This window comes from Variovorax sp. V118 (assembly GCF_041154445.1).
GTDB lineage: Bacteria > Pseudomonadota > Gammaproteobacteria > Burkholderiales > Burkholderiaceae_C > Variovorax > Variovorax boronicumulans.
Genome location: NZ_AP028663.1, coordinates 6146375 through 6168735 on the forward strand (window position 1 = coordinate 6146375; position 22361 = coordinate 6168735).

Annotated in this window: 23 protein-coding genes; 17 read left to right on the forward strand and 6 right to left on the reverse strand. The window is 69.0% G+C overall.

Annotated features, from left to right (window positions below):
- The first annotated feature begins 24 nt into the window (after positions 1-24).
- The 9 genes from ACAM52_RS28605 to ACAM52_RS28645 all read left to right on the forward strand — a co-directional run bounded on the left by ACAM52_RS28605 (position 25) and on the right by ACAM52_RS28645 (position 8700).
- A complete protein-coding gene (locus ACAM52_RS28605; protein ID WP_369645219.1) occupies positions 25-1278 on the forward strand; it encodes an acyl-CoA dehydrogenase family protein in 1254 nt (417 codons plus the stop codon).
- Between the two features lie 21 nt (positions 1279-1299).
- On the forward strand, positions 1300-2394 hold the full coding sequence (locus ACAM52_RS28610; protein ID WP_369645220.1) for an acyl-CoA dehydrogenase family protein: 1095 nt from the start codon (positions 1300-1302) through the stop codon (positions 2392-2394).
- Positions 2391-3605, forward strand: a complete 1215-nt coding sequence (locus ACAM52_RS28615) for a CaiB/BaiF CoA transferase family protein (RefSeq protein ID WP_369645221.1) — start codon at positions 2391-2393, stop codon at positions 3603-3605. Before ACAM52_RS28610 ends, ACAM52_RS28615 begins: the two co-directional genes overlap by 4 nt.
- 2 nt (positions 3606-3607) lie before the next feature.
- Positions 3608-4279: a nitroreductase gene (locus ACAM52_RS28620; RefSeq protein ID WP_369647796.1), complete on the forward strand. Its 672-nt coding sequence runs from the start codon at positions 3608-3610 to the stop codon at positions 4277-4279.
- Positions 4280-4293: 14 nt separating this feature from the next.
- Positions 4294-4824 (forward strand): MaoC family dehydratase N-terminal domain-containing protein, encoded by a 531-nt coding sequence (locus ACAM52_RS28625; protein ID WP_099792985.1) that lies wholly within the window; start codon positions 4294-4296, stop codon positions 4822-4824.
- Between the two features lie 188 nt (positions 4825-5012).
- Positions 5013-5462 (forward strand): acyl dehydratase, encoded by a 450-nt coding sequence (locus ACAM52_RS28630; protein WP_070062795.1) that lies wholly within the window; start codon positions 5013-5015, stop codon positions 5460-5462.
- Positions 5463-5503: 41 nt separating this feature from the next.
- Positions 5504-6493: a Bug family tripartite tricarboxylate transporter substrate binding protein gene (locus tag ACAM52_RS28635; protein WP_369645222.1), complete on the forward strand. Its 990-nt coding sequence runs from the start codon at positions 5504-5506 to the stop codon at positions 6491-6493.
- 11 nt (positions 6494-6504) lie between these two features.
- Complete coding sequence (locus ACAM52_RS28640; RefSeq protein WP_369645223.1) at positions 6505-7485, forward strand: Bug family tripartite tricarboxylate transporter substrate binding protein; 981 nt, start codon at positions 6505-6507, stop codon at positions 7483-7485.
- 3 nt (positions 7486-7488) lie between these two features.
- Positions 7489-8700 carry a CaiB/BaiF CoA-transferase family protein gene (locus ACAM52_RS28645; protein ID WP_070062798.1) on the forward strand — a complete coding sequence of 404 codons (1212 nt, stop codon included), beginning with the start codon at positions 7489-7491 and terminating at the stop codon, positions 8698-8700.
- A gap of 3 nt (positions 8701-8703) precedes the next feature.
- Here the strand turns inward: ACAM52_RS28645 and ACAM52_RS28650 are convergent, their stop codons facing one another.
- From ACAM52_RS28650 to ACAM52_RS28660, 3 genes are read right to left on the reverse strand one after another with little or no spacing between them, the layout of a single operon-like run.
- A complete protein-coding gene (locus ACAM52_RS28650; RefSeq protein WP_139704328.1) occupies positions 8704-9690 on the reverse strand; it encodes a tripartite tricarboxylate transporter substrate binding protein in 987 nt (328 codons plus the stop codon).
- A gap of 41 nt (positions 9691-9731) precedes the next feature.
- Positions 9732-11855 (reverse strand): acetate--CoA ligase family protein, encoded by a 2124-nt coding sequence (locus ACAM52_RS28655; protein WP_369645224.1) that lies wholly within the window; start codon positions 11853-11855, stop codon positions 9732-9734.
- Between the two features lie 23 nt (positions 11856-11878).
- Complete coding sequence (locus tag ACAM52_RS28660; RefSeq protein ID WP_369645225.1) at positions 11879-12871, reverse strand: tripartite tricarboxylate transporter substrate binding protein; 993 nt, start codon at positions 12869-12871, stop codon at positions 11879-11881.
- A gap of 201 nt (positions 12872-13072) precedes the next feature.
- Between ACAM52_RS28660 and ACAM52_RS28665 the strand changes: the two genes are divergently transcribed.
- From ACAM52_RS28665 to ACAM52_RS28690, 6 genes are all read left to right on the forward strand, one after another.
- On the forward strand, positions 13073-14626 hold the full coding sequence (locus ACAM52_RS28665; RefSeq protein WP_369645226.1) for a long-chain fatty acid--CoA ligase: 1554 nt from the start codon (positions 13073-13075) through the stop codon (positions 14624-14626).
- 87 nt (positions 14627-14713) lie between these two features.
- A complete protein-coding gene (locus tag ACAM52_RS28670) occupies positions 14714-15079 on the forward strand; it encodes a hypothetical protein (RefSeq protein ID WP_369645227.1) in 366 nt (121 codons plus the stop codon).
- A gap of 28 nt (positions 15080-15107) precedes the next feature.
- Positions 15108-15929, forward strand: coding sequence for a helix-turn-helix transcriptional regulator (locus ACAM52_RS28675; RefSeq protein ID WP_369645228.1), 822 nt, complete (start codon positions 15108-15110; stop codon positions 15927-15929).
- Between the two features lie 35 nt (positions 15930-15964).
- The gene (locus ACAM52_RS28680) at positions 15965-16945 is read left to right on the forward strand and encodes a DMT family transporter (RefSeq protein WP_369645229.1); all 981 of its coding nucleotides are present in this window, start codon (positions 15965-15967) and stop codon (positions 16943-16945) included.
- An 8-nt stretch (positions 16946-16953) separates the two neighbouring features.
- Positions 16954-17820, forward strand: a complete 867-nt coding sequence (locus tag ACAM52_RS28685; protein WP_369645230.1) for an alpha/beta hydrolase family protein — start codon at positions 16954-16956, stop codon at positions 17818-17820.
- 318 nt (positions 17821-18138) lie between these two features.
- A complete protein-coding gene (locus ACAM52_RS28690; protein ID WP_369645231.1) occupies positions 18139-18549 on the forward strand; it encodes a hypothetical protein in 411 nt (136 codons plus the stop codon).
- Here the strand turns inward: ACAM52_RS28690 and ACAM52_RS28695 are convergent.
- Positions 18480-18755: a hypothetical protein gene (locus ACAM52_RS28695; protein WP_369645232.1), complete on the reverse strand. Its 276-nt coding sequence runs from the start codon at positions 18753-18755 to the stop codon at positions 18480-18482. The two genes, ACAM52_RS28690 and ACAM52_RS28695, sit on opposite strands and share 70 nt — an antisense overlap.
- A 337-nt stretch (positions 18756-19092) precedes the next feature.
- Between ACAM52_RS28695 and ACAM52_RS28700 the strand changes: the two genes are divergently transcribed.
- Positions 19093-19488, forward strand: coding sequence for a hypothetical protein (locus ACAM52_RS28700; RefSeq protein WP_307696449.1), 396 nt, complete (start codon positions 19093-19095; stop codon positions 19486-19488).
- A gap of 43 nt (positions 19489-19531) precedes the next feature.
- On the opposite strand, the gene ACAM52_RS28705 is transcribed toward ACAM52_RS28700, so the two are convergent.
- Both ACAM52_RS28705 and ACAM52_RS28710 read right to left on the reverse strand, forming a co-directional pair.
- A complete protein-coding gene (locus ACAM52_RS28705) occupies positions 19532-20584 on the reverse strand; it encodes a hypothetical protein (protein ID WP_369645233.1) in 1053 nt (350 codons plus the stop codon).
- The gene (locus tag ACAM52_RS28710) at positions 20581-21591 is read right to left on the reverse strand and encodes a hypothetical protein (RefSeq protein WP_369645234.1); all 1011 of its coding nucleotides are present in this window, start codon (positions 21589-21591) and stop codon (positions 20581-20583) included. The genes ACAM52_RS28705 and ACAM52_RS28710 overlap by 4 nt, the downstream gene beginning before the upstream one ends.
- A 304-nt stretch (positions 21592-21895) precedes the next feature.
- Between ACAM52_RS28710 and ACAM52_RS28715 the strand changes: the two genes are divergently transcribed.
- Entirely contained in the window at positions 21896-22345 is a 450-nt protein-coding gene (locus ACAM52_RS28715; protein WP_070062806.1) for a DNA-binding transcriptional regulator, read from the forward strand.
- Positions 22346-22361 lie beyond the last annotated feature (16 nt).

Consider the following 22361-nt stretch of genomic DNA (forward strand, 5'->3'; position numbering starts at 1 on the left):
GAGCGGCTGAGGGTTGCCCCTAGCATGGGCCTCGACACGGAGACACACCCACCGCCGCGCAACGCGGCGGGCACCGAAGGCAAGCACCGCATGGACCTCACGCTCAATCCCCGCTACGAAGCCTTTCGCGACGAGCTGCGCGCGTTCCTCGCCACGCACGGCCACCGCTCGGCCTTCGCGCGCACCGCCGAACGCCCCGACGCCGACGCCCTCGCCTGGCAGCGCCTGCTGCTGGACCACGGCTACGCCGGCCGCACGGTGCCGCGTGAGTACGGGGGCCACGGCGCGGCGCCCGACGTCATGGAGTCGCACCTCATCACCGAGGAGTTCGCGCGCGCCGGCGTGGCACCGCCGCTGGGCAACCAGGGCATCTCGATGCTGGTGCCCACCTTGCTCGAGCTGGGCACCGAGGCGCAGCGGCGCGAATGGATCGGCCCCACGCTGCGCGGCGAGGTGGTCTGGTGCCAGGGCTACTCCGAGCCCGGCGCGGGCTCCGACCTGGCCTCGCTGCAGACGCGCGCCACCGAAGACGGCGGCGACTTCGTCATCAACGGCCAGAAGATCTGGACCTCGACCGCGCACGTGGCCGACATGATCTTCTGCCTCGTGCGCACCGAACCCGGCGCCGCGAAGCATGCGGGCATCAGCTACCTGCTGTTCTCGATGAAGACGCCCGGCATCGAGGTGCGCCCGCTGAAGACCATGACGGGCCACGCCGAGTTCAACGAGGTCTTCTTCACCGACGTGCGCGTGCCGCAGCACCAGATCGTGGGCCAGCGCGGCGACGGCTGGAAGGTGGCCAACGCCACGCTCAAGCACGAGCGCGGCTCGCTCGGCAACCCCAACCTCACGACCCAGCGCTACCAGGAGCTCGCCACGCTGATGCAGGCCGAGACCGTCGACGGCACGCGCCTCATCGACCAGCCCGTGCTGCGCGACCGCCTGATGCGGCTGCAGGGCCAGGTGCTCGCGCAGAAGTGCCACGGCCTGCGGCTGCTCACGGCCGCGGCCAAGGGCGAAGACCCGGGCCTGGCCGCGCTGGTCGTGAAGCTGCAGGGCTGCGAGCTGCGCCACCAGCTGGCCGCGCTCGCCATCGACGCGCTGGGCGAACTGGGCCTCCTGATGCCCGGCAGCGCGCACCTGCGCGCCCAGGCGCTCTGGCAGGAGCGCTACATGTTCGACCTGGGTCTGATCATCGGCGGCGGCACCGCGCAGATCCAGAAAAACATCATCGCGGAGCGCGGGCTCGACATGCCGCGCGAACCGCGTCTTGCCTGATCGACTGGAAGGAACTGCTCCATGGAATTCGCCCTCTCCGCCGACCAGAAGCTGCTGCAGGACAGCCTGCGCCGCGCGCTCGAACGCGCCTGCCCGCTCGACCGTGTGCGCCGCGTCGCGGCCGACGACCTGCCGCTGGACCGCGAGGTCTGGCGCACGCTGTGCGAGGTCGGCGTGCCGGCCCTGCTCGTGCCCGAGGCCTTCGGCGGGCTCGGCCTGTCGCTGCTCGACGCCGCGCTGGCCGCCGAAGAGCTGGGTCGCCATGTCGCGCCCACGCCGTTTCTCGGCACTGCCGTGCTCGCACCGCTCGCGCTGCGCGAGGCCGGCGGCGCGGCGCAGCAGGATGAATGGCTGCCGCGCCTGGCGGCAGGCGAATGCATCGCCGGCGTGGCCATCGCCGAAGCCGTGGCCGGTGCACGCGATGGCGCGGGCGTGACGGCCAACACCAATGGCACGCTCGACGGCAGCGCGCTCTTCGTGCTCGATGCGGGCGCGGCCGATGTGTTCATCGTGGCCGACCGCGCGGGCGGCCTGCACCTCGTGCGCGCCGATGCACAGGGCCTCACGCGCGGCGCGCTGCGCAGCATCGACGCCACGCGCCCGCTCGGCGAGCTGCACTTCGCGCAGGTGAAGGCTGAACGGCTTCCCAACGCCAGCCCCGCCACGCTCGCGCGCCTGCGCAGCGCGGGCTGGGCCCTGCTCGCCGCCGACACGCTCGGCGCGGGCGAAGCCATGATCGGCCAGGCCGTGGCCTACGCCAAGGAGCGCCGCCAGTTCGGCCGCGTGATCGGCTCCTTCCAGGCCGTGAAGCACCTGTGCGCCGAGATGGCCGCCGCGCTGGAGCCCGGCCGCGCCCTCGTCTGGTACGCGGCCCACGCCTTCGATGCATTGCCCGAAGAAGCCGCGCTGCTCGCCGCGCACGCCAAGTCGCACCTGAGCGAAACCGGCACCTTCGTCGCCCGCACCGCCACCGAGGTGCACGGCGGCATGGGCATCACCGACCTGCTGGGCCTGCACTACTGGTTCAAGCGCATCGGCTTCAACCGCCAGCTGCTCGGCGGGCCCGAGCGCGTGCGCCACCTCGCCGCCGAAATGCAGGGCCTCGTCGCCGCATGACCTCCCAACCCATGACCACCACATCACCCGCCCCCCGCATGCTCGAAGGCCTGCGCATCGTCGACCTCACCACGGTGATCTTCGGCCCCTACTGCACGCAGATCCTTGCGGACCTCGGCGCCGAGGTGGTCAAGGTCGAGCCGCCTGAGGGCGACAGCATCCGCATCATCGGCACGCCGCCCGTCACGCCGCTGATGAGCCCCGTGCACCTGCGCCTGAACCGCGGCAAGCGCTCGGTCGACTGGGACCTGAAAAGCGAGGACGGCCGCGCCGCGATGCGCCGCCTCATCGAGACCAGCGACATCTTCATCCACAACGTGCGCAGCGACGCCATCGCGCGCGCGGGCCTCTCGTACGACGACGTGCGCGCCATCCGTCCCGACATCGTCTACGTGCACTGCACCGGCTTCGACCAGCGCGGGCCGTACGCCGCGCTGCAGGCCTACGACGACATCATCCAGGCCGCCTCGGGCATCGCCTCGCTGCCGCCCAAGGTCGACGGCAACCCGCAGCCGCGCTACGTGCCGATGACCATGGCCGACAAGGTCTCGGGCCTGCACGCGGCCTACGCAGTGCTCGCCGCCGTGGTGCACCGGCTGCGCACCGGCGAGGGCCAGCAGGTGGAGGTGCCGATGTTCGAGTCGCTCGCCAGCTTCAACCTCGTGGAGCACCTGTGCGACAAGACCTTCGTGCCGCCCACCGGCCCCGCGCTGTACCCGCGCCAGATCGACCCCATGCGCCAGCCCATGCGCACGCGCGACGGCTACATCGCCATTGCGCCCTACCTGGACGACCGCTGGCTGCGCTTCTTCGAGGCCACCGGCCACCCCGAGGTGCTCGAGGCGCCCGAACTGGCCGACAAGGCCATGCGCCGCAAGCACATGAGCCGCATGTACGAGGCCGCCGCCGCCATCCTGCCCGAGCGCACCACGGCCGAATGGCTCGACATCCTGAAGAAGGCCAACGTGCCCGCGATGCGCGTGAACGACATCGCCGACCTGCCCGACGACCCGCAGCTGCAGGCCGCCGGCCTTTTCCGACAGCGCACGCACCCGACCGAAGGCGCGTATCTTGAAGTGCGCCCACCGGTGCGCTTCTCGGGCTATGCCTACGCCGACCTGTCGCACGCCGCGACGCCCGGCCAGCACAGCGCCGAAGTGGCGCGCGAGCTGGGCGTGACCCTCATGAACGAACGAAAGAACGCCGCATGACCATGACTGTCTACGACGCCGTCGCAAGCCGCCGCTCGGTGCGCGAATTTCTCGACCGCCCCGTGCCGGCCGACACCCTCCGCCGCGTGCTGCAGGCCGCGCTGCGCGCGCCCTCGGGCGGCAACCTGCAACCGTGGCACCTGCATGTGGTGGGCGGCGAGCGCCTGGACGAACTCAAGGCCCTCATGCGCACCCGCGTGCAGGAAACGCCCGGCGGCGAAGGCAGCGAGTACGACATCTACCCGCGCGAGCTGGTGGCGCCCTACCGCGATCGCCGCTTCGCCGTGGGCGAGGCGATGTACGCACGCCTGGGCATTCCGCGCGAGGACAAGGCCGCGCGCCTGAAATGGTTTGCGCGCAACTTCCAGTTCTTCGGCGCACCGCTCGCGCTCTTTTGCACCGTCGACCGCCGCATGGGCCCGCCGCAGTGGTCCGACCTCGGAATGATGTTGCAGAACGTGATGCTGCTGCTGTGCGCCGAGGGTCTGGACAGCTGCCCGCAGGAATGCTGGGCCATCTACCCCCAGACCATCGGCCACTTCATCGACCTGCCGCCCGAACGCATGCTCTTCACCGGCATGGCCATCGGTTATGCCGACCGCGACAAGCCCCTCGACGCCCTGGAGACCGAGCGCGCACCGCTCGCCGACGTGGCCGAGTTCATCGGCATCTAGGAAGGCAATCACCCATGGACGATTGGGAAAGCGCCTGGGCGCCGATGGTGGCGCGCGTGGGCGAAGACTTTGCGAACGGCGTGATCCGCTGGGGCGCCGACGTGATCGAGGCCGGCGCCGTGCGCCGCTATGTCGAGGTGCTGGAGTTCGACTGCCCGCTGCACCACGGGCCCGACGCGGTCGCGCCATCGACCAGCCTCGCGAGCCTCACGCTGCCGCCGATGTGGGCCCCGGGCCAGCCGCCCGTGTTCACCAGCGACGCGCGCAACGCCGAACCCGAGCGCAGCCCGCTCAAGGGCACCCGCCCCGAAGGCATGCCGCCCACCACCGCCTACATGGCGACCGACTACGAGGTCGACTACCTGCAACCCGCGCGCCTGGGCGACCGCCTGGGCCGGCGCGGCAACCGGCTCGTGCGCTGCGAACCCAAGGCCACGAAGGTCGGGCGCGGCGCGTTCACGACGTGGGAGTACGACATCGTGAACCAGCGCGAAGAGGTCGTGGCCCGCTGCCGCTTCGGCATGTACCACTACCTGCCGCACTAGCGAACAAGCATCCGAATCAGTGCGGCCTCTCGCACCGGCGCGCTGCGTCCCGTGCGCAGGGCATTGGGTGCTCCCCGCAGCGAAATCAAGGAGGAGGGGCGAAGCCCCGGGGGACATTCGCGGAGGGGAGTACCCGATGTCCTGTGCACGCGCCCTGAACCACAACGCTTCATGAGCAAAGCAACAAGATGAACTGGCAAACACAACGCCGCTGGGAAGAAGTCAACGAGGGCGAAACCTTGAACCCCGTGCCCTTCCCCCTCACCGTCTACCGCCTCGTGATGGCCGCCGGCGCCAACCGCGACTTCAACGCCATCCACCACAACACCGAGCACGCCCAATCGACCGGCGCCCCCGAGATGTACGCCAACGTGATGCTGCTGCAGGGCATGTGGGAGCGCGCAATTCGCGAGTACATCGGCACGGCCGGCGTGCTGCATGCCATCCGCGGCTTTCGCATGAAGTCGTTCAACACCGCGGGCGACACCGTCACCGTGCGCGGCCAGGTCGAGCGCAAGTGGATCGACGACAGCGCCGACGCCGCGCACCGCCACCGCCTCGACCTGCGCCTGTGGAGCGAGAACCGCCACGGCGTGTCCGTCGGCCCCGGCCTGGCCGTCGTGAGCCTGCCGCCCTGACATCGCACCCAGACAGAAAAACCATCGGAGACAAGACAGACATGCACAACGGCAGATTCACCCGCCGCCAAGCCCTCGCGCTGGCCGCCGCTCTGGCCACCGGCAGCAGCGCCTTCGCGCAGCAGCCAACGACCACCTGGCCCGACAAACCCATCCGCCTGATCGTCCCTTACGCCGCCGGCGGCGGCACCGACGTGTTCGCGCGCATCGTCGCCGAGGGCCTGGGCAAGCGGCTCGGCCAGAGCGTCATCGTCGACAACCGCCCCGGCGGCAACGGGCAGATCGGCATCACCGCCGTGCAGCGCGCACCGGCCGACGGCTACACCGTGCTGTTCTCGCTCACCTCCATCATCCAGAACCCGCTGCTGTACCCCAACGCCGGCTTCGATCCGTTCAAGGACTTCGTGCCCGTGTCGGAAGCGGGGCGCCTGCCCATCGTCTTCACCGTGAGCAACAAGCTCGGCGTCGACACCCTCGACGGCTTCGTCAAGCTCGCGCGCGCCGCGCCCGGCAAATACTCGTACGGCTCCTACGGCAACGGATCGAGCGCGCACCTGTACGCCGAGGTGCTGCAGGACGCCGCGGGCATCCAGCTGCTGCACGTGCCCTACAAGGGCGAGGCGCCGGCCATCACCGACCTGCTCGGCGGCACCGTCGATGCCGTGTTCGTCTCGGCCAAGGGCGTGGGCCCGCACGTCGCGGCCGGCAAGGCGAAGTCGATCGCCGTGGTCGGCACCGCACGCGCCCCGCTCGCGGCCGGCGTGCCCACCTTCAAGGAACAGGGCTTCGCCGGCATGGAGTCGGTCGGCTGGTTCGGCATCTACCTGCCCGCCGGCACGCCGCAGCCCATCGCGCAGCGCCTCTCGACCGAGGTCGCGCAGGTAGTGCAAAGCCCGGAGCAGGCTGCACGCATCGAAGGCCTGGGCGTGATCCCGGTCGGCAGCACGCCCGCGCAGCTCACCGCCACCATGCGCGCGGACCATGCGCGGTGGAAGCAGGTGATCCAGGCCAAGAACATCAAGCTCGATTGAGACCGCACGCCATGACACGTCTTTCCTCCACGCTCGGCATTGCGCTCGCTGCCTTGTTCGCCCTGCCCGTCGCCGCGCAACAGTCACCGGCCGACTACCCCTCGCAACCCGTCACGCTCGTCGTGCCCTTCCCCGCCGGCGGCATCACCGACAACATCGCGCGGCTGGTCGCACAGGAACTCGGCACCGCCTGGGGCAAGCCCGTCGTCGTCGACAACCGCGTGGGCGCCAGCGGCACCATCGGCGCCGCCGCCGTCGCGCGCGCCCCGAAAGACGGCCACACAGCCCTCTTCACCATCACCACGCACGTGCAGATGCCCGCGCTGCAGCGCAAGCTCTCGTACGACGCGGTGAAAGACTTCGCGGCCGTGTCGCAGATCGGCATCTCGACCTCGGCCCTGGTCGTGACGCCCGACGTGCCCGCCAAGACGCTGGCCGAACTCGTCGCGCTGCTCAAGGCCGAGCCCGGAAAGTACTCGTATGGCTCTACCGGCGTGGCGACCACCTCGCACATCTACGGCGAGCTGTTCAAGAAAGAGGCCGGCGTCGACATGCCGCACGTACCCTACAAGGGCGCAGCACCCATGGTGACCGACCTGCTCGGCGGCCACATCCGCGTGGCCGTGCTCGACACCGGCACCGCCCTGCCCTACCTGCAAAGCGGCAAGCTGCGCGCGCTGGCGGCGCTGGGCACGCAGCGCTCGGCCACGCTGCCGCAGGTGCCGACCTTCCAGCAGGCGGGCTATGCGGGCTTCGAGCCCTATGCGTGGATTGCGCTGTTCCTGCCGGCCGGCACGCCGCAGCCGCGCGTGGACAAGATGTCGAAGGCCGTCGCCGCCATCATCGCCAAGCCCGAGGTGCAAAAGAAGATGCGCGACATGAACATCGAGCCCGTGGGCAGCACGGCCGCCGAGTTCGCCGTGGTGCTGCGCCAGGACGCCGACACCTGGAAGCGCGTGATCGACAAGACCGGCATCCGCCTGGAGGACTGACCGATGACGCCTCCTCCACTTTTCCGCGGCGCCCTCGAAGGCGTCAAGGTGCTCGACCTGTCGTCCGTGGTGCTCGGCCCGCTGGCCAGCCAGATGCTGGCCGACATGGGCGCAGACGTCATCAAGGTCGAGGCGCCGCAGGGCGACCTGGCCCGCTCGGTGGGGCCCGCGCGCCACAAGGGCATGTCGTCGCTGTACCTGTCGTGCAACCGGAACAAGCGCAGCCTCGTGCTCGACCTGAAGCAACCTGCCGCGCGCGAGGTGCTCGACACGCTGGTGCGCGGCAGCGACGTGCTCGTGCACTCCGTGCGCACCGATGCAGCGGCGCGCATCGGCATCGACGCGGCGCGGCTGCTGGAACTCAACCCGCGGCTGGTGAGCGCGCACGTCAAGGGCTTCTCGGACGAGGGGCCGTACGCGGGCCTTCCGGCCTTCGACGACATCATCCAGGCTGCGTCGGGCCTGGCGCAGCTGCAATCGATCTACACCGGCGAACCGCGCTACATGCCCGCGCTCGTGGCCGACAAGACCACCGCGCTGTACGCCGCCTACGCCATCGTCACCGCGCTGTTCCACCGCGAGCGCAGCGGCCAGGGGCAGGCGGTCGACGTGCCGATGTTCGAGACCATGACCGCCTTCAACATGGTGGAGCACCTGTGGGGCCACACCTTCCAGCCGCCCATCGACGACATGGTGTACGGCTCGATCCGCTCCGGCGTGCGCAAGCCTTTTCGCACGGCCGACGGCTACATCGCGCTGGTGCCCTACACCGACGCGCAGTGGCTGCGCTTCTTCGAGGTCGTGGGCCGGCCCGAGCTGCGCGAGGACGAACGCTTTGCCACACTGGCCGCGCGCGTGCGCAACCACACCGTGGTGTTCGGCGAACTCGAACGCGCCACCGGCGCGCGCACCACGGCCGAATGGGTCGCGGCGTTCCGCCAGGCCGACATTCCGGCGATGCCGATCCAGACGCTGCAGCAGTTGCCCGACGATCCGCAGCTGAAAGCCAGCGGCCTGTGGCACGACGCCGAGCACCCGACCGAAGGCACGCTGCGTTTTCCCGGCGTGCCGTTCACGCTGTCGGCCACGCCGGGCGGTGTGCAGCGGCTCGCGCCGTCGCTGGGAGAGCACACGGACGAGGTGCTGGGGGAGTTCGGGTTCGAACGCGCGGCGGTCGATGCGCTGGTGACCGCCGGCGTGGTAGCACGGGCCTGAGGTCTATTCGAGCTTCAAGTTCATGTCCTTGATGAGCCGCGACCACAGCAGGTTCTCTCTGCGCACCGCAGCCATCAACTCACCCGGCCCTTCACCCGAAGGCTCCAGCCCCAAACCGATCATGCGTTCCTGCAGATCAGGCTGCGCCACGGCCTGGCGCACGGCGCCGGCGAGCTTGTCGATGGCCGGTTGCGGCGTGCCGGTGGGCGCGAAGAAGCCCCAGAAGCCGCCGTGCTCGTAGCCCTTGAAGCCCTGCTCGGTGAAGGTGGGGATCTGCGGTGCGAGCGGCATGCGGCGCGTGCCGAACACGCCCAGCAATTTCGCGCGGCCCGACTTCGCGTGCGGCAGCGCCTCGCCCATGGTGACGAAGCCGCCCTGCACCTGGCCGCCGAGGATGTCGATCATCAGCGGCGCGCCGCCCTTGTAGGGCACGTGCGTCATCTGCAGGCCCTCGTCGCGCATGAGCTTCTCGCCGTAGAGGTGACCCGACGAGCCCTGCCCCGCCGAGCCGAAGCTCAGCTTGCCGGGCTGCGCCTTGGCCATGGCGACGAACTCGCGCATGCTCTTGGCCGGCACGCCCTCGCCCACCGCGAACACGAGCAGCCCGTAGTTCGACAGCGACACGGGCGCGAAGTCCTTGAACACGTCGTAGCCGGGCTTGGCCATCAGCAACGGCGCGAGCACGAAGGAGTTGACGGCGAACAACAGCGTGTGGCCATCGGCCGGCGCCTTGGCCACGAAGGACGCGGCAATGGCGCCGTTCGCACCGGGCTTGGGGTCGATCAGCACCGGCTGGCCCAGCGGCTTGGCGATGCGTTCGCCGATGGTGCGCGCGATGCCGTCGACCAGCCCGCCGGCCGCCGACGACACGATCACCTTGATCGGCTGGGTCGGGTAGGCGTCGGCCGCCTGTGCTTTCGGCAAGGCACCGAGCGCGGGGGCCAGCAGTCCGCTCGCGCCCCATTGCGCGAATCGACGTCGTTGCAGCATGGAAGAAGTCTCCTGTTGGTTTTCTTGACGATGAAAGTCGTTCAGCCCGCCGCGCCCCACACGGCCAGCGCATCGAGCGCCTCGACCGTGCCGCCGTCCACCCGCAGCGGGTTGACTTCGAGCGAGACCAGTTCGGGGCCGAGCGCAAGCGCCGCGTTGCCGATGGCGGCCACGGCTTCGGCGATGGCGTCGCGGTCGGCCGCGGGTGCGCCGCGCCAGCCGTCGAGCAGGCGCGCACCGCGCAGCTCGGCCAGCATGTCCTTCACCTCGGCGGGCGTCACGGGCAGCAGGCGCAGGCTGGTGTCGCGCAGCGCCTCGACCCAGATGCCGCCGAGCCCCACGGCCAGCGCCGGGCCCCATTGCGGATCGCGCACGGTGCCGACGAACAGTTCGAGCCCGCCCTGACGCATCGGCGCGACGAGGATGCCGTCGATCTCGGCCTCGGGCCGCGCGGCGCGCACGCGCGCATCCATCGCCTGCCAGGCCGCGCGCACCGCGTCGGCGCCCTGCAGGTTCAGCGCCACGCCGCCGACCTCGGTCTTGTGCGCGATCTGCGCCGAGGCGATCTTCAGCACGACCGGGCCGCCAAGCTCTTGAGCGAAGCGCGCGGCCTCATCGGCGCTGCGCGACAGCCGCACGGGCACCACCGGCACGCCGCGCTGCGAGAGCCAGTCGAGCGTCTCGCGCTCCGAACGCAAAGGCTGCGCGGGCGGCGTGGCCGGCACCGCGGCAGCGACACCTTGCGCGCCTTGACGCCGGCGCAGCGTTTCAGACCAGCGGTGCACCGCCCCCGCCGCGCTCATCGCGTGGTGAATGCCGCAGGCGATGTGGCGGATGCCGGTCTCGGCGATGAGCTCGCGCGACCGCTCGCTCACCTGCATCACGTAGTGGCTGCAGACGATGGCCGGCACCGGGCTGGCCGACAGCCCGCGCGCCACCTGCGCCAGCACGGCGCGGTTCAGCGGCGTGTCGTTGGCCGGCGCGTTGGGCACGTCGGCCACGACGATGGCGGCGCCCAGCGCGGGGTCACGCACCAGCGCTTCGAGGGCGTTACCGAACAGCTCGGGCTCCAGCATGGCCGCGCCAGTCACGTCCAGCGGGTTCTGCGGCGTGCCGTAGCCCGGCAGCACCTCGCGCAGCGCGGCCTCGGTGGCGGGCGCGAGCGGCGTGAGCGCCAGGCCTTCTTCCTCGGCGCGCTCGGCAAAGATCTCGCACATGCCGCCCGACATCGACACGGCCGCCAGCCCACCGGCCGCGAAGGGCCCGGTCATGCTGGCGAAGGCGGCGGTGAACACCAGGTCTTCGATGGAACGCTCGCGCATCAGGCCCAGGCGCTGGCACATAGCGTCGAACACGCGGTCGTCGCCCACCAGCGAGCCGGTGTGGGCCTGCGCGGCCTGCGCCGTGATCTCGCTGCTGCCCATCTTCAGCACCACGATGGGCTTGGCCACGGCCAGCGCGCGCTCGGCCGCGGCGGCAAAGCGCTGCGGGTCGCGCACGGTCTCGGCGAACACGGCGATGGAACGCGTGTGCTCGTCGTCCACCAGGTAGTCGATGACCTCGGCGATGTCGATGTCCGACTCGTTGCCGGTCGACACCATGCGGCTCAGGCCGATGCCGTGCACCTGCGCCATGAACGACAGCTGCCCCGCCAGCGCACCGCTTTGCGACACGATGCCCAGCGTGCCCGCCGGCAGCGGCTCGCGCAGCGAGGCGGTCCACACGGCCGAGCGGTCGACGAAGTTGACGAAGCCCAGGCAGTTGGGCCCGAGGATGCGCAGGCCGCGCGCTCGCGCCTTGGCCGTGAGCTGGCGCTGGCGCTCGCGGCCTTCCTCGCCGGCTTCGGCGAAGCCCGAGCTCAGCAGCACGGCGTTGCCGATGCCCGCGCGCTGCAGGTCGGCCAGCGCGTCGTCGAGCGCGTCGGCCGGCACCATGAGCAGCGCCGTGTCGACCGGCTCGCCGATGGCCTCGGCCGAGGTGGCCGCCGCCATGCCATGAAAGCTGCCGCCGCGCCGGTTGACCGGGTAGAGCTGGCCCGCGTAGCCCAGCGTGCGCAGGCTGGCGAGCGCCGCGTTGGACCACACCGAGCGCTCGGTGGCGCCGACGAAGGCGATGGCCTTGGGGTGGAGGAAGCAGTGAAGAGAAGAAGAGGAGGAAGAAGTCATGGCAGCAGGAAGGAAGGTCGGGTTCAGTCGTCGAGCTTGATGCGCAGGTCGCTCACGAAGCGCTTCTCGTCGGCATAGGTCTTGTGTGCCCAGGCCGTGTAGGCGGGGCTGTCCATGTAGAACCTGACGTAGTCGTTGAGGTCGAGCGTGCGCAGGAACTCGGGGTCGTCCACGGCCTTGCGGAAGGCCTCCTGCAGCGCCTGCACCACCTTCGGGTCCATGCCGCGCGGGCCGGCGATGCCCCACGAGCCGTTGGCCACCACGTCGTAGCCGAGTTCCTTCACGGTCGGCACGTTCAGCCGCGTGGGCGAGCGCGCCTCGTTGAAGGAGGCCAGCAGGCGCACGCGCCCGCCCGCCACGGCGGCACCGAAACCGGCCTCGGAGACCGCGTCCACATGGCCGCCCATGAGCGCGTTGTACAGCTCGGCCGCGCCCTTGAAGGGAATGAAGTTGAACTTCACCCCCGCCAGCGCGGCCAGCCGCTCCATCGACACGTGCGAGGTACCGCCGCGCCCCGTGGTGCCGTACGACACCTCGCCCGGCTTGGCCTTGGCCGCGGCCAGCAGCGCGTTCAGGTCTTTCCACGGCGCGTCCTGGCGCACCGTGATGCCCAGCGTGGCGGCCGTCACGTTGGCCACGTAGGTGAAGTCGGTGGCCGGGTCGTAGCTCACCTTCTGCAGGTGCGGCAGCCGGTACAGCGAACTCAGCATGAGCGACAGCGTGTAGCCGTCGGGCGCGGCCTTGCGCGCCATGGTGGTCGGCGCCAGCGTGGCGGCCACGCCGGGCTGGTTGAGGATCACGATCTGCTGCTTCAGCTCGCGCGAGGCCGCCAGCGCCAGCGCGCGCGCCTGCACGTCGGTGGCGCCTCCCGCGGGGTACGGCACCAGCAGCGTGATCGGCTGCTTGCCGAACAGGCCCTGGGCGCGCGCCAGGAAGGGCAGCGCGGTGCCCGCGGCGGCGAGCGCCGCGCCGTGGATCAGGCGGCGGCGCGCCGGGTCGGTCGGGAAGGAATGCATGGCTTGTCTCCGGTCGGTCGAACAGTCGAATCGTTCGTTCTTCGGCGATGGTCGCGCGCAGCCCTTGGCCGGTCACCGTCGCTTCGGACGACTTTGGCCGCCGCAGCGCTTTCGATCCCGTCGCTTCCGACGATGCCGGCTCGGCGCGGCCATTCCATACTCGGCGCACAACAACGAACCGACCGACGGAGACCGCAGTCCATGGACCTCACCCAGCCCCTGCACAAGGCCCTGCAGGAACGCCCCGGCGCCACCGCCCTCGTGTGCGGCGAGCGCCGCAGCACCTTCGCCCAGTTCGTCGACCGCGTGGCGCGGCTCGCGGCCGTGCTGCAGTCGCTGGGCCTGCAACCCGGCGACCGCGTGGGCCTGCTGGCGCTGAACTCCGACCGCTACGTGGAGTACCTCTACGCCACCTGGTGGGCGGGCGGCGTGATCAACCCGGTCAACATCCGCTGGAGCGCGCGCGAGGTCGCGTACTCGCTGGACGACTGCGACACGCGCATCCTGCTGTCTGATGCGCACTTCGGCGCCGTGGCGCAGCAGCAGCGCGAACTCTCGCGTTCGCTGAAGACGCTGGTGCACTTCGGCGACGGCCCCGCGCCCGACGGCATGGCTGACGCCGAAGCCCTCATGGCGCAGGCGCAGCCCGTGCCCGACGCGCGGCGCGGCGGCGCCGACCTGGCCGCCGTGATGTACACCGGCGGCACCACCGGCCTGCCCAAGGGCGTGATGCTCACGCACGGCAACCTCTACACCGGCCAGCTCTCGGCCAACATGGCGGCCACGCGCCCCGCCGAGGCCGTGGGCCTGAACATGGCGCCCATGTTCCACGTGGGCGGCACCAGCCTCACGCTGCAACTGATGATGCGGCTGTGCACGCAGGTCATCATCCCGGCCTTCGACGAAGTGAAGGTGCTCGAGGCGATCCAGAACGAGCGCGCCAGCGAGACCTTCATGGTGCCCACCATGCTCAAGCGGCTCATCGAGCACCCGCGCTTTGCCGAGTTCGACACCACGCCGCTGCAGCTGGTGCTGTACGGCGCCGCGCCCATCGACGACGCGCTGCTGCTGCAGGCCATCGACAAGCTGCCGCGCGCGGGCTTCTGCCAGCTCTACGGCATGACCGAGCTGTCGCCCGTGGTCACCGTGCTGCCCACCTGGTGCCACCAGCCCGACCAGCCCGCCGCGCGCCGCCGCTCGGCCGGGCGGCCCGTGCCCATCGCCGAAGTGCGCATCGTCGATGCCGACGGCCGCCCCGTGCCGAACGGCACCGTCGGCGAGATCGCCGCGCGCGGGCCGATGGTGATGGCCGGCTACTGGAACAAGCCCGAACAGACCGCCGAGGTGCTGCGTGACGGCTGGATGCACACCGGCGACGGCGGCGTGATGGACGCCGACGGCTTCGTCTACGTGGTCGACCGGCTCAAGGACATGATCGTGAGCGGCGGCGAGAACATCTACTCGGCCGAGGTCGAGAACGCCATCACCCAGCTGCCGCAGGTCTCGATGTGCGCCGTGGTCGGCGTGCCCGACGACCAGTGGGGCGAGCGCGTGCATGCCGTGGTCGTGCTGCGCGCCGGCGAGGCCCTGAGCGCCGAGGCGCTGGTGGCGCACTGCAAGACGCTGATCGCCGGCTACAAGTGCCCGCGCAGCGTGGAGTTTCGCGAAGAGATTCCGCTGTCGCCGGCGGGGAAGATGCTCAAGTACAAGCTGCGCGAGCCGCACTGGGAGGGGCGCGCGCGCAAGGTGGGGTGACGCGCCGGCGGGTGTGTCTGGGTGTGTACGGGTGTGTTTCACCTGCTTGGGGTATGGTGGCGGGCCGCCACCTGCACCCACTGCGACATGCACCGCCGCCTCCTCGCTCTCGCCCTGCCCTGCTTTCTGCTCCTTGGCCTCTCGCCCGCCTTTGCGAACGGCAGCCTGCAGTGCGACGGCCGGCCGTACGCGGTCGAGATCCAGTTCAGCCTCTCGACCGGCCAGCTGACCGAGCTGATCGTGGCGAACACCGCCTCCGATGCCGGCGAGACCGAACGTTTCAGCCTGCAGCAGCGCTTCGTCGACCATCGCCGCCAGTTCATGCGCGCGCGCGGCACCGGCCTGGACCGCCCGCAGGTGGCCGTGGCGCTGCGCGTGGCCGGCGCGACGGGCACGCTCAGCTACCGCGGCGCGCAGTACGAGCTGCGCTGCAACTGGACCGCGCTGGGCTGACCCACCCTGTCGTGCGTTCACGCTTCGCATGCCGCAAGACCGCACCCTTCTCTATGCCGGACGCGGGTTCGAGGTGGCGCATGTGCGCCTGCACGCGCCGCAGGGGCCCGCGTGGAGCGACCTGTACACCGTGGCCTCGCCGCGCGTGGTCTTCCCCATCGGGCGCACGCGGCTCGACGTGCGCTCGGGCGAGCACACCTGGCTGACCGACGCGCTCACCGCCATCCGCTTCGGCGATGCCACCGCCTACCGGCTGCGGCCCGAGACCGCGACCGTGCGGCACAGCCTCGTGGTCAGCGGCCAGGCATCGGTGAGCCCGGCCCAAGGTGAAAGCGCGGCGGGCGTGAGCGTCTGCCTGCTGACCCCGCAGGCGCTGTACCGCATGCACGCGGCACGGCGCCAGCTGCCGGACACCGACAGCGCACAGGCCGCGGCCCTGGTGGCCGCGCTCGTCGCCGAGCTGGGCAGCGCGCCGCACCAGGCGCCCTGGCACGGCGCCGTCGCACGCGCACGGCAGCTGCTGCTGACCGAAGGCAGCGGCCCGGGCGCGCGGCCTGCTCTCTCGCTGGACGAACTGGCCGAGGCCGTGTCGCGCTCGCCCTTTCACCTGGCGCGGCGCTTTCGCCAGCAGACCGGCCTGAGCCTGCACCAGTACCGCCAGCACCTGCGGCTGGCGGCGGCGATGGAGCGGCTGGCCGACGGCGAGCGCGACCTGGCCGGCCTCGCGCACGACCTGGGCTACTGCAGCCAGAGCCACCTGGGCGCCGTGTTCCGGCGCGGCGTGGGCGTCACGCTCGGCGAAGCCCGTCGCGTGCTCGGGCCGGCCGGCGCAGCAGGCGCACGAATCTGATAGCTTTCGTGCCGCCCGGGCCACAGACTGGCCCGATGACGCCATCGCCTCGCACCCTCTGGACCGGCGCGCTCGCCGCGCTGGCCGCCGCCCTCATCGGCAGCGCTTGGCAGCTGCTGTCGCGCCACGGCGTGACTGCCACCGCGCTCGGGCCGATGGACCTCGCCCTGCTGCGCTACGGCATTCCCGCGCTGCTGCTCAGCCCGCTGTGGCTGCGCGGCAGGCTCGTGCCGCCGGGTGCGTCGCGCGGCGCGCTCGTGCTGCTCGTCGTCGGCAGCGGCCTGCCCTTCGGCCTGCTGGTTCTGGCCGGCGCGCAGTGGGCGCCTGCCAGCCACATGGGCATCTTCATGGCCGGCAGCCTGCCGCTCTTCACCGCGTTGGGCGCGTGGGTCTACCGGGGCGAGCGCGTGCACGGCCTGCGCCTGCTCGGGCTGGCCGGCATCGCCGTCGGCATGGCCGTGTTCGCGGCGGGCAGCTTCGGCGAGGGCTTGCGCCAGCAGCACTGGCGCGGCGACCTGCTCTTTCTGCTGGCGGCCCTGTTGTGGACCGTCTACTCCCTGGCCTTCGGCCGCTGCGGCATGAGCGCGTGGCAGGGCGCGGCCTTCGTCAACGGCGCTTCGACCCTGCTGCTGTTGCCGCTGCTGTGGCTCGCCGGCCCGCCGCGACTGTTCGCCGCGCCGTGGAGCGACATCGCGATGCAGGCCGCGGGGCAAGGCGTGGTCGCCGGCCTGCTGGGGCTGGTCGTCTACGGCATGGCGATCACGCGGCTGGGGGCCGCACGCGCCGCGCTGTCGTCCGCGCTCGTGCCCGTGCTGACCACGCTCGGCGCGGCGTGGTGGATGAACGAGCCCGTCACGCGCCCCGCGCTGCTGGCGCTGTCGTTCGTGGTGCCCGGTGTGGTGCTCGCGAGCGGCGCGCTGCGGTGGCGGGTGCCCGCGCAACGCGACAGCGAAGGGCAGGCCCCGGGGCAGAATGCGGCGGCGTCCTTGCCCACTTCCGAAAGCACTCGCTCATGAAGCAAAAGATGAATCGCCTTCGCACCGCCGCGCTCGTGGCCGCCTCGTTCGCGTCGCTCTTCGCCTTCTGCGGCGCGGGCTGGGCGCAGCGACCGGAACCGCAGCAACAGCCACAGGTACAGCAGCAGCCGCTGCAACGCAGCGTCGTGCGCGTGCCCACACCCTTCGTCGAGAACGGCGCGCCCGTCACGCTCGAGATGGTCATCTACAAGCCCGACGGCGCCGGCCCGTTCCCCACGGTCGTGTTCAACCACGGCTCCACCGGCATCGGCAACGACCCGGCCTTGTTCAAGCAGACCTGGGCGCCCGAGCGAACCGCCCGCTGGTTCACGCAACGCGGCTGGCTCATCGCCTATCCGCAGCGGCGCGGACGCGGCCAGTCGGACGGCCTGTACGACGAAGGCTTCACCGCCAAGCGCGAGCACTACAGCTGCGAGCCCGCCATCGCCCTGGCCGGCTTCGACCGCGCCGTGGCCGACGTCGACACCCGTCGCATGGAAATCGCAGGCCACTCACGCGGCGGCATCCTCGCGGTTGTGTATGCGGGCCTGCACCCCGACATGTTCCAGGGCGTCATCAACTTCGTCGGCGGCTGGATGGGCGACAAGTGCCCCGGCAACGCCGCCGACGCCATCAACCCCGCCACCTTCCGCCGCGGCGCGGCCTTTGCCAAGCCCACGCTGTGGCTCTACGGCGAGAACGACCCGTTCTACGCGATGTCGCACAGCCGCAAGAACTTCGAAGCCTTTCGCGACGCAGGCGGCAAGGGGCGCTTCGAGAGCTTCACGCTGGAGGCCGGCATGAACGGGCACGGGCTGATTGCGCAGCAGGGGCTGTGGGGGAAGACGGTCGAGGCGTATCTGGCGGCACCGTGAAGTAGTGCGCCAGCGGTGATCGGGAGCGCCTGCGCTGCGGCCATGTCCGTGGCTATACTGCGCCGATCACGTCCACACAGGGCGTGATCGGGATTGGCGTCCCGATGAAATCACTGCGACGTAAAAGCCGCAGCCACCCCGCAGGGTCTGCGGCTTTGTCGTTCGTGCCTCCTTCCTGTTTAGGCGGCTCGATGGGCGGGCGCGAGCCCGGCCGGTTTCACGCAAGTGGTTTCCCGGTACGCCAACCCGTCGAGCTGCCGCCCTCAATTGGCGTTGGGTGCGTCGGTTTCAGCAAACCGAAACCCTTGGAGGCCATTCATGGCTGCATCTGCATCTCCCCGCGCGTCCGCGCACGCGTCTTCGCTTCCTGCGTCTTCTGAAGAAACCGCCAGTGCCGAATCGCTCGCGCTGCAGGCGTGTGATGACGTCGACAGTCTTCATGCAGTGCAACGCGCCTACGCGTGCATCGAGAAGCTCATCGTTCCGCAGCGTGTGGGGGAGACGGAAGAAGTCTTTCCGACGCGCACGGAGCTGGGGGCGTTGGTGCGGTTGGTGAATGAGGAACTGCAGCGGCGGATCGAAGCGGCCGATGTCACGACTCAGTCACTGCGTGCGGCGCTTGGTGGTGAAGGCGGTGTGCAATGCGCGCCTCGCGCGATTCATCCCTCTTCGAATCGGCTCGAAACGGAAGCTGAAAGAGCCAGCGGTGCGCCGACGGGCCGGGGATAGCCCACCTCGCTCAGGATTTCATCGAAATCCAGGTGCAGCAGTTCGACAAGCTTGTCGATATCCCGCAGTTTCATGGTCCCGTTCGCCATCAAGGTTTCGGCACGCCGTTCTGACGTGCCGAGCGCAGTCGCTATGTCGCCGAGGGTGAACCCGGCGGCGGCAAGCTCTCTTCGAAGAATGGCGAGTAAATGCGGCGTTCCGTGCATCGCTGGACTGGCAGTAGTGATGCCCGCGCTCGAATCGCGCGGAGCTGTTCCGCGCGATTGTTCCGAGCATGGCGATGATCGCGGCGTGTTATCCGGGAGGTAGCGCCTCCTGCCACTCCGGGTATCCCGGTATCGCGGACCCGCGCAGGGCCTTTTTGCTTCATCCTGCCCGGCTTCACCTGCCGGAATTTCGGGACGGAGGCGGAGGGCAAAATGCGCCTGAGCGACCGCCCGTCGATGCTGTGAACTTGTTGCAAGCGACTTGGCCGCACCTCTTCGCGCCGTCATCGGGCGATCCGTGCAAACGACATGCAGGGACATCTACGAAATGAAAGACATGAAAACGCCTCTGCGACGGCAGTTGAGTGGCGATCTGCTCCTGGCAATGAAGGCGAAAGATTCCGTCGCAATCTCGGCATTGCGATCCGTTCTTTCCGCGTTGGACAACGCTTCGGCCGTTCCGGCAAGCACTGTCCCCGTTCCAGTCTTCGGTCTGAATGGCGACGTTCCCAGAAGAGAGCTTTCGGACATGGATTGCCAGGAGATCATCGGCGCCGAGATAGGCGCCTGGTCTTTGGCGGCCCAAGAGCATGAGCGCCTTGGGAATGGCGATGAAGCGGCCCTCTTGCGTGCGCAGAAAGCTGCGATCGAGCGCTACATGGGAACCGGTGAGCGCACCCCACGGGCCCTTTCAACCGATCGTGACGGAAACGCCGCTGCTGGTGAGCGGTGAGGTCAGGCGCCGGACGTGAGTGAAGCGAGGCGGGCCGCGTTAATCAGCACTGCGAAACCTCTTCAGGCTTGCCTGCACGACGCCGCCTCCATATCACGGCGTCCGCCAAGTAGTGATGGAAGTTCAAGACGAAGTGCGCAATAAGAACCGTCGGAAGCCCCAGCCAAAGAAGGCTCTCTCCCACATGATCGGCGGCCACGAACAAGGCAGCTCCCCCGATGGAACACGTCAGAAAAAATGTCGCTGGCGATTTCAGAACCTCAACCAACGACTTGCGTCGCACCGAAGCACTGTCTGATTCTTCGCTGCTTTGTCCCGTCATGACTTCGGTCCGCCGTTGGCGATAGACGAATATCAGGTACTGGATGTTGTGCCAGACGTTGACCACCAACCAGCCCACCGTGATGTCGCTGATCCAGACATAGGCAACCAGCGAAATCACCAGGTGCGAGAGCACGAAGCTGTTGAAGGGCTCATTCGTCGGCTTCTCGCTCCTGGCCTGCATCATCAGGCGAGCGAACCAGAACAATGCGCCGGCGATGGCCGCGATGCCCACTGCAAAGGTCAACTCCTGCGGAACGGGAGGAAACCAGATGGGGTACCCCAGGAAGCTTTGGGGCGCCTGCGCGCTGCGATGCAGGTACCCCCACGCGGGAAACAAATAGACCAGCAAATAGGGCAGCTTCCGGAAAGGCACCTGAAGCCGCCGGTCATGACGTCTGGCGATTCCATAGCTTTGGCGGGCAACATGGAACGTCTGAAGCACGAAATACAGGGCAAGCAACCCGGCCGCTTCATAGGCCAGCGCAATGACCGTCAAAGCCGCCAATATCAAGAGAGGTGCGACAACGATCAGGACCCAGCGCAGGCGAAGGTGCGAATAGATCGCGCCGATGCGCGTGTAGGTCGCAACCAGATGAGGATTCGCCAGCAGCCATACATTGATATAGAGAATGGCCAGCATCATCGGCGCGGACCACGATGCCAGCGCGCCGGCCGTCAGCGCTGCGAACAGGTTGCCAAAGATGAGCCAATGCTCCTGGCGCATCGCGGTGTTGGTGCCGCTCCCAGCCGCAAGCTGCGCCTGGGCGGTCATGTCGCCGCAACCGGCATGGGCGGGGGGCGTGGCGACCCGAGGGGCGCGGGTTTGGGCGGCACCGAGAACACGGTGCGAGGCCGCAGATAACGTTCGAGGTCGGTACGCATGCTTTCGTATGCCGCATTCCGCGCTGCCGTGAATCTCGACTCGAGGCTCGCACGGCTCACGACGCCGGACAGACCCGCCGGGGGAAGTTGCTGGTGCGGATCGAAGTATTCAATGACCTCGCAGGGGTAGCAATGGCCGTCCGCGTCGTACTGGCTGAGGACCTTCACCTTGTAGACCACCCCGCCCTCCTTGGCCGGATCCACGGGAAAGCTGAAAGCCAGAGTGAGCTCGGGGGCCTTCGGAGGAGCCTCGCCTTCAATGGGCTGGAAGCCAGCGCGCTGGTAAGCGCGAACAATGTTCTCCTTGAGGCTGGGCAAACTGAGGCCAACGAAGGCGTTGCCGAACAAGGTCTTTTCCCCTTCCCATTGCCGCTTGTAGTCGAACCGAAACGCAGGGTCGATATGTTCGCGCCCGGCAGACTCGATCGTCGCGTACGCGTTGTCGATCGCCAGTAAGAGCCGCGCGCTCAGGTCGTACTGAGCCATCCACGGAAGCGCCTTGACCTCTGGCGCGTTTTTTATCTCGAAAAATCTCAAGTAGCATGGATTGCACTTCTTCTTTCCATCGAGCAACTCCTCGGCAGATACGAGAACTGTCGGCACGAACCGCCACTTCGGATCCGCATTGAATTTGAACTCGAAGATCGTCGACTTGTTCTTCTGCTGGCCCACAGCCACAAGAGAGAAGTCCGACTTCTGGAACGCCTTGCTCACCATCGACCTGAATTCCGCCCCGCTGATATTTCGGTAGGCGGCGACCGGAAGAGCGGGCCTTGCGCTCTTGTAGCTGAGATCCAGAACGCTTCGATACAGCTCCGGCTGGGCGAATGCGGTCAGCCCGGCCAGCAAGAAGCATCCGCCAAGCAAAGCTTTTCGAATACCGGAAGTAAATGCCATGTGTGCTCCCTGTAACAGCGCCCGTGTGTGCGTGGACTCGCCATTGGCGCAAATTGTTTTTTGACGAATGTCCAATACCAGCCGATAACGCGGCCCCGAATCGTCGCATGGAACCTCTCTGCGAGATAGGCACGGCCTTGGTTAAACGCCTCAGACAAGCATCCATCGGTGCGATGGAATTCGGCGTTTAGCGAAAAAGTTCCGAGACTAATTGGGGGCTCAAACACCTGTTGCCCGCAAACGACGGCTTCCGCCTACAGAGCGCCCCCTCCATTTGTGTCCCCAAATTGAGCACAATCCCCCCATGCCAAACATCGCCTCCATCCTCAAAGCCGAAATCTCCCGTGTCGCTCGCAAGGAAGTGCGAGCGGAAATCGAAACCCTCAAGAAGGCCTCCGTCGCGCACCGCGCATCGATTGCCGACTTGCGCCGTCAGGTGAGCGCGCTCGAAAAGGAATTGCGCAAGGTCGCCAAGGGCTCCGCGCGTCAGGCGCCGGCCGCCGCCGGTGCTGCGGGTGACGACGCCGACGCGGGCGGCCCCAAGCGCCGCTTCAGCGCCAACCGGCTGGCCGCGCACCGCGCCAAGCTCGGGCTGTCCGCGGCGATCTATGGGCAGCTGGTCGGCGTGTCGGGCCAGACGATCTATCACTGGGAACAAGGCAAGGCGCGCCCGCGTGCGGCGCAGTTGGAGCGACTGGCCACGGTGCGGGAACTCGGGGCGCGCGAGATTGCAGAGCGGCTGGAAGCGCAGTAAGTAAGTCACGGGCCGC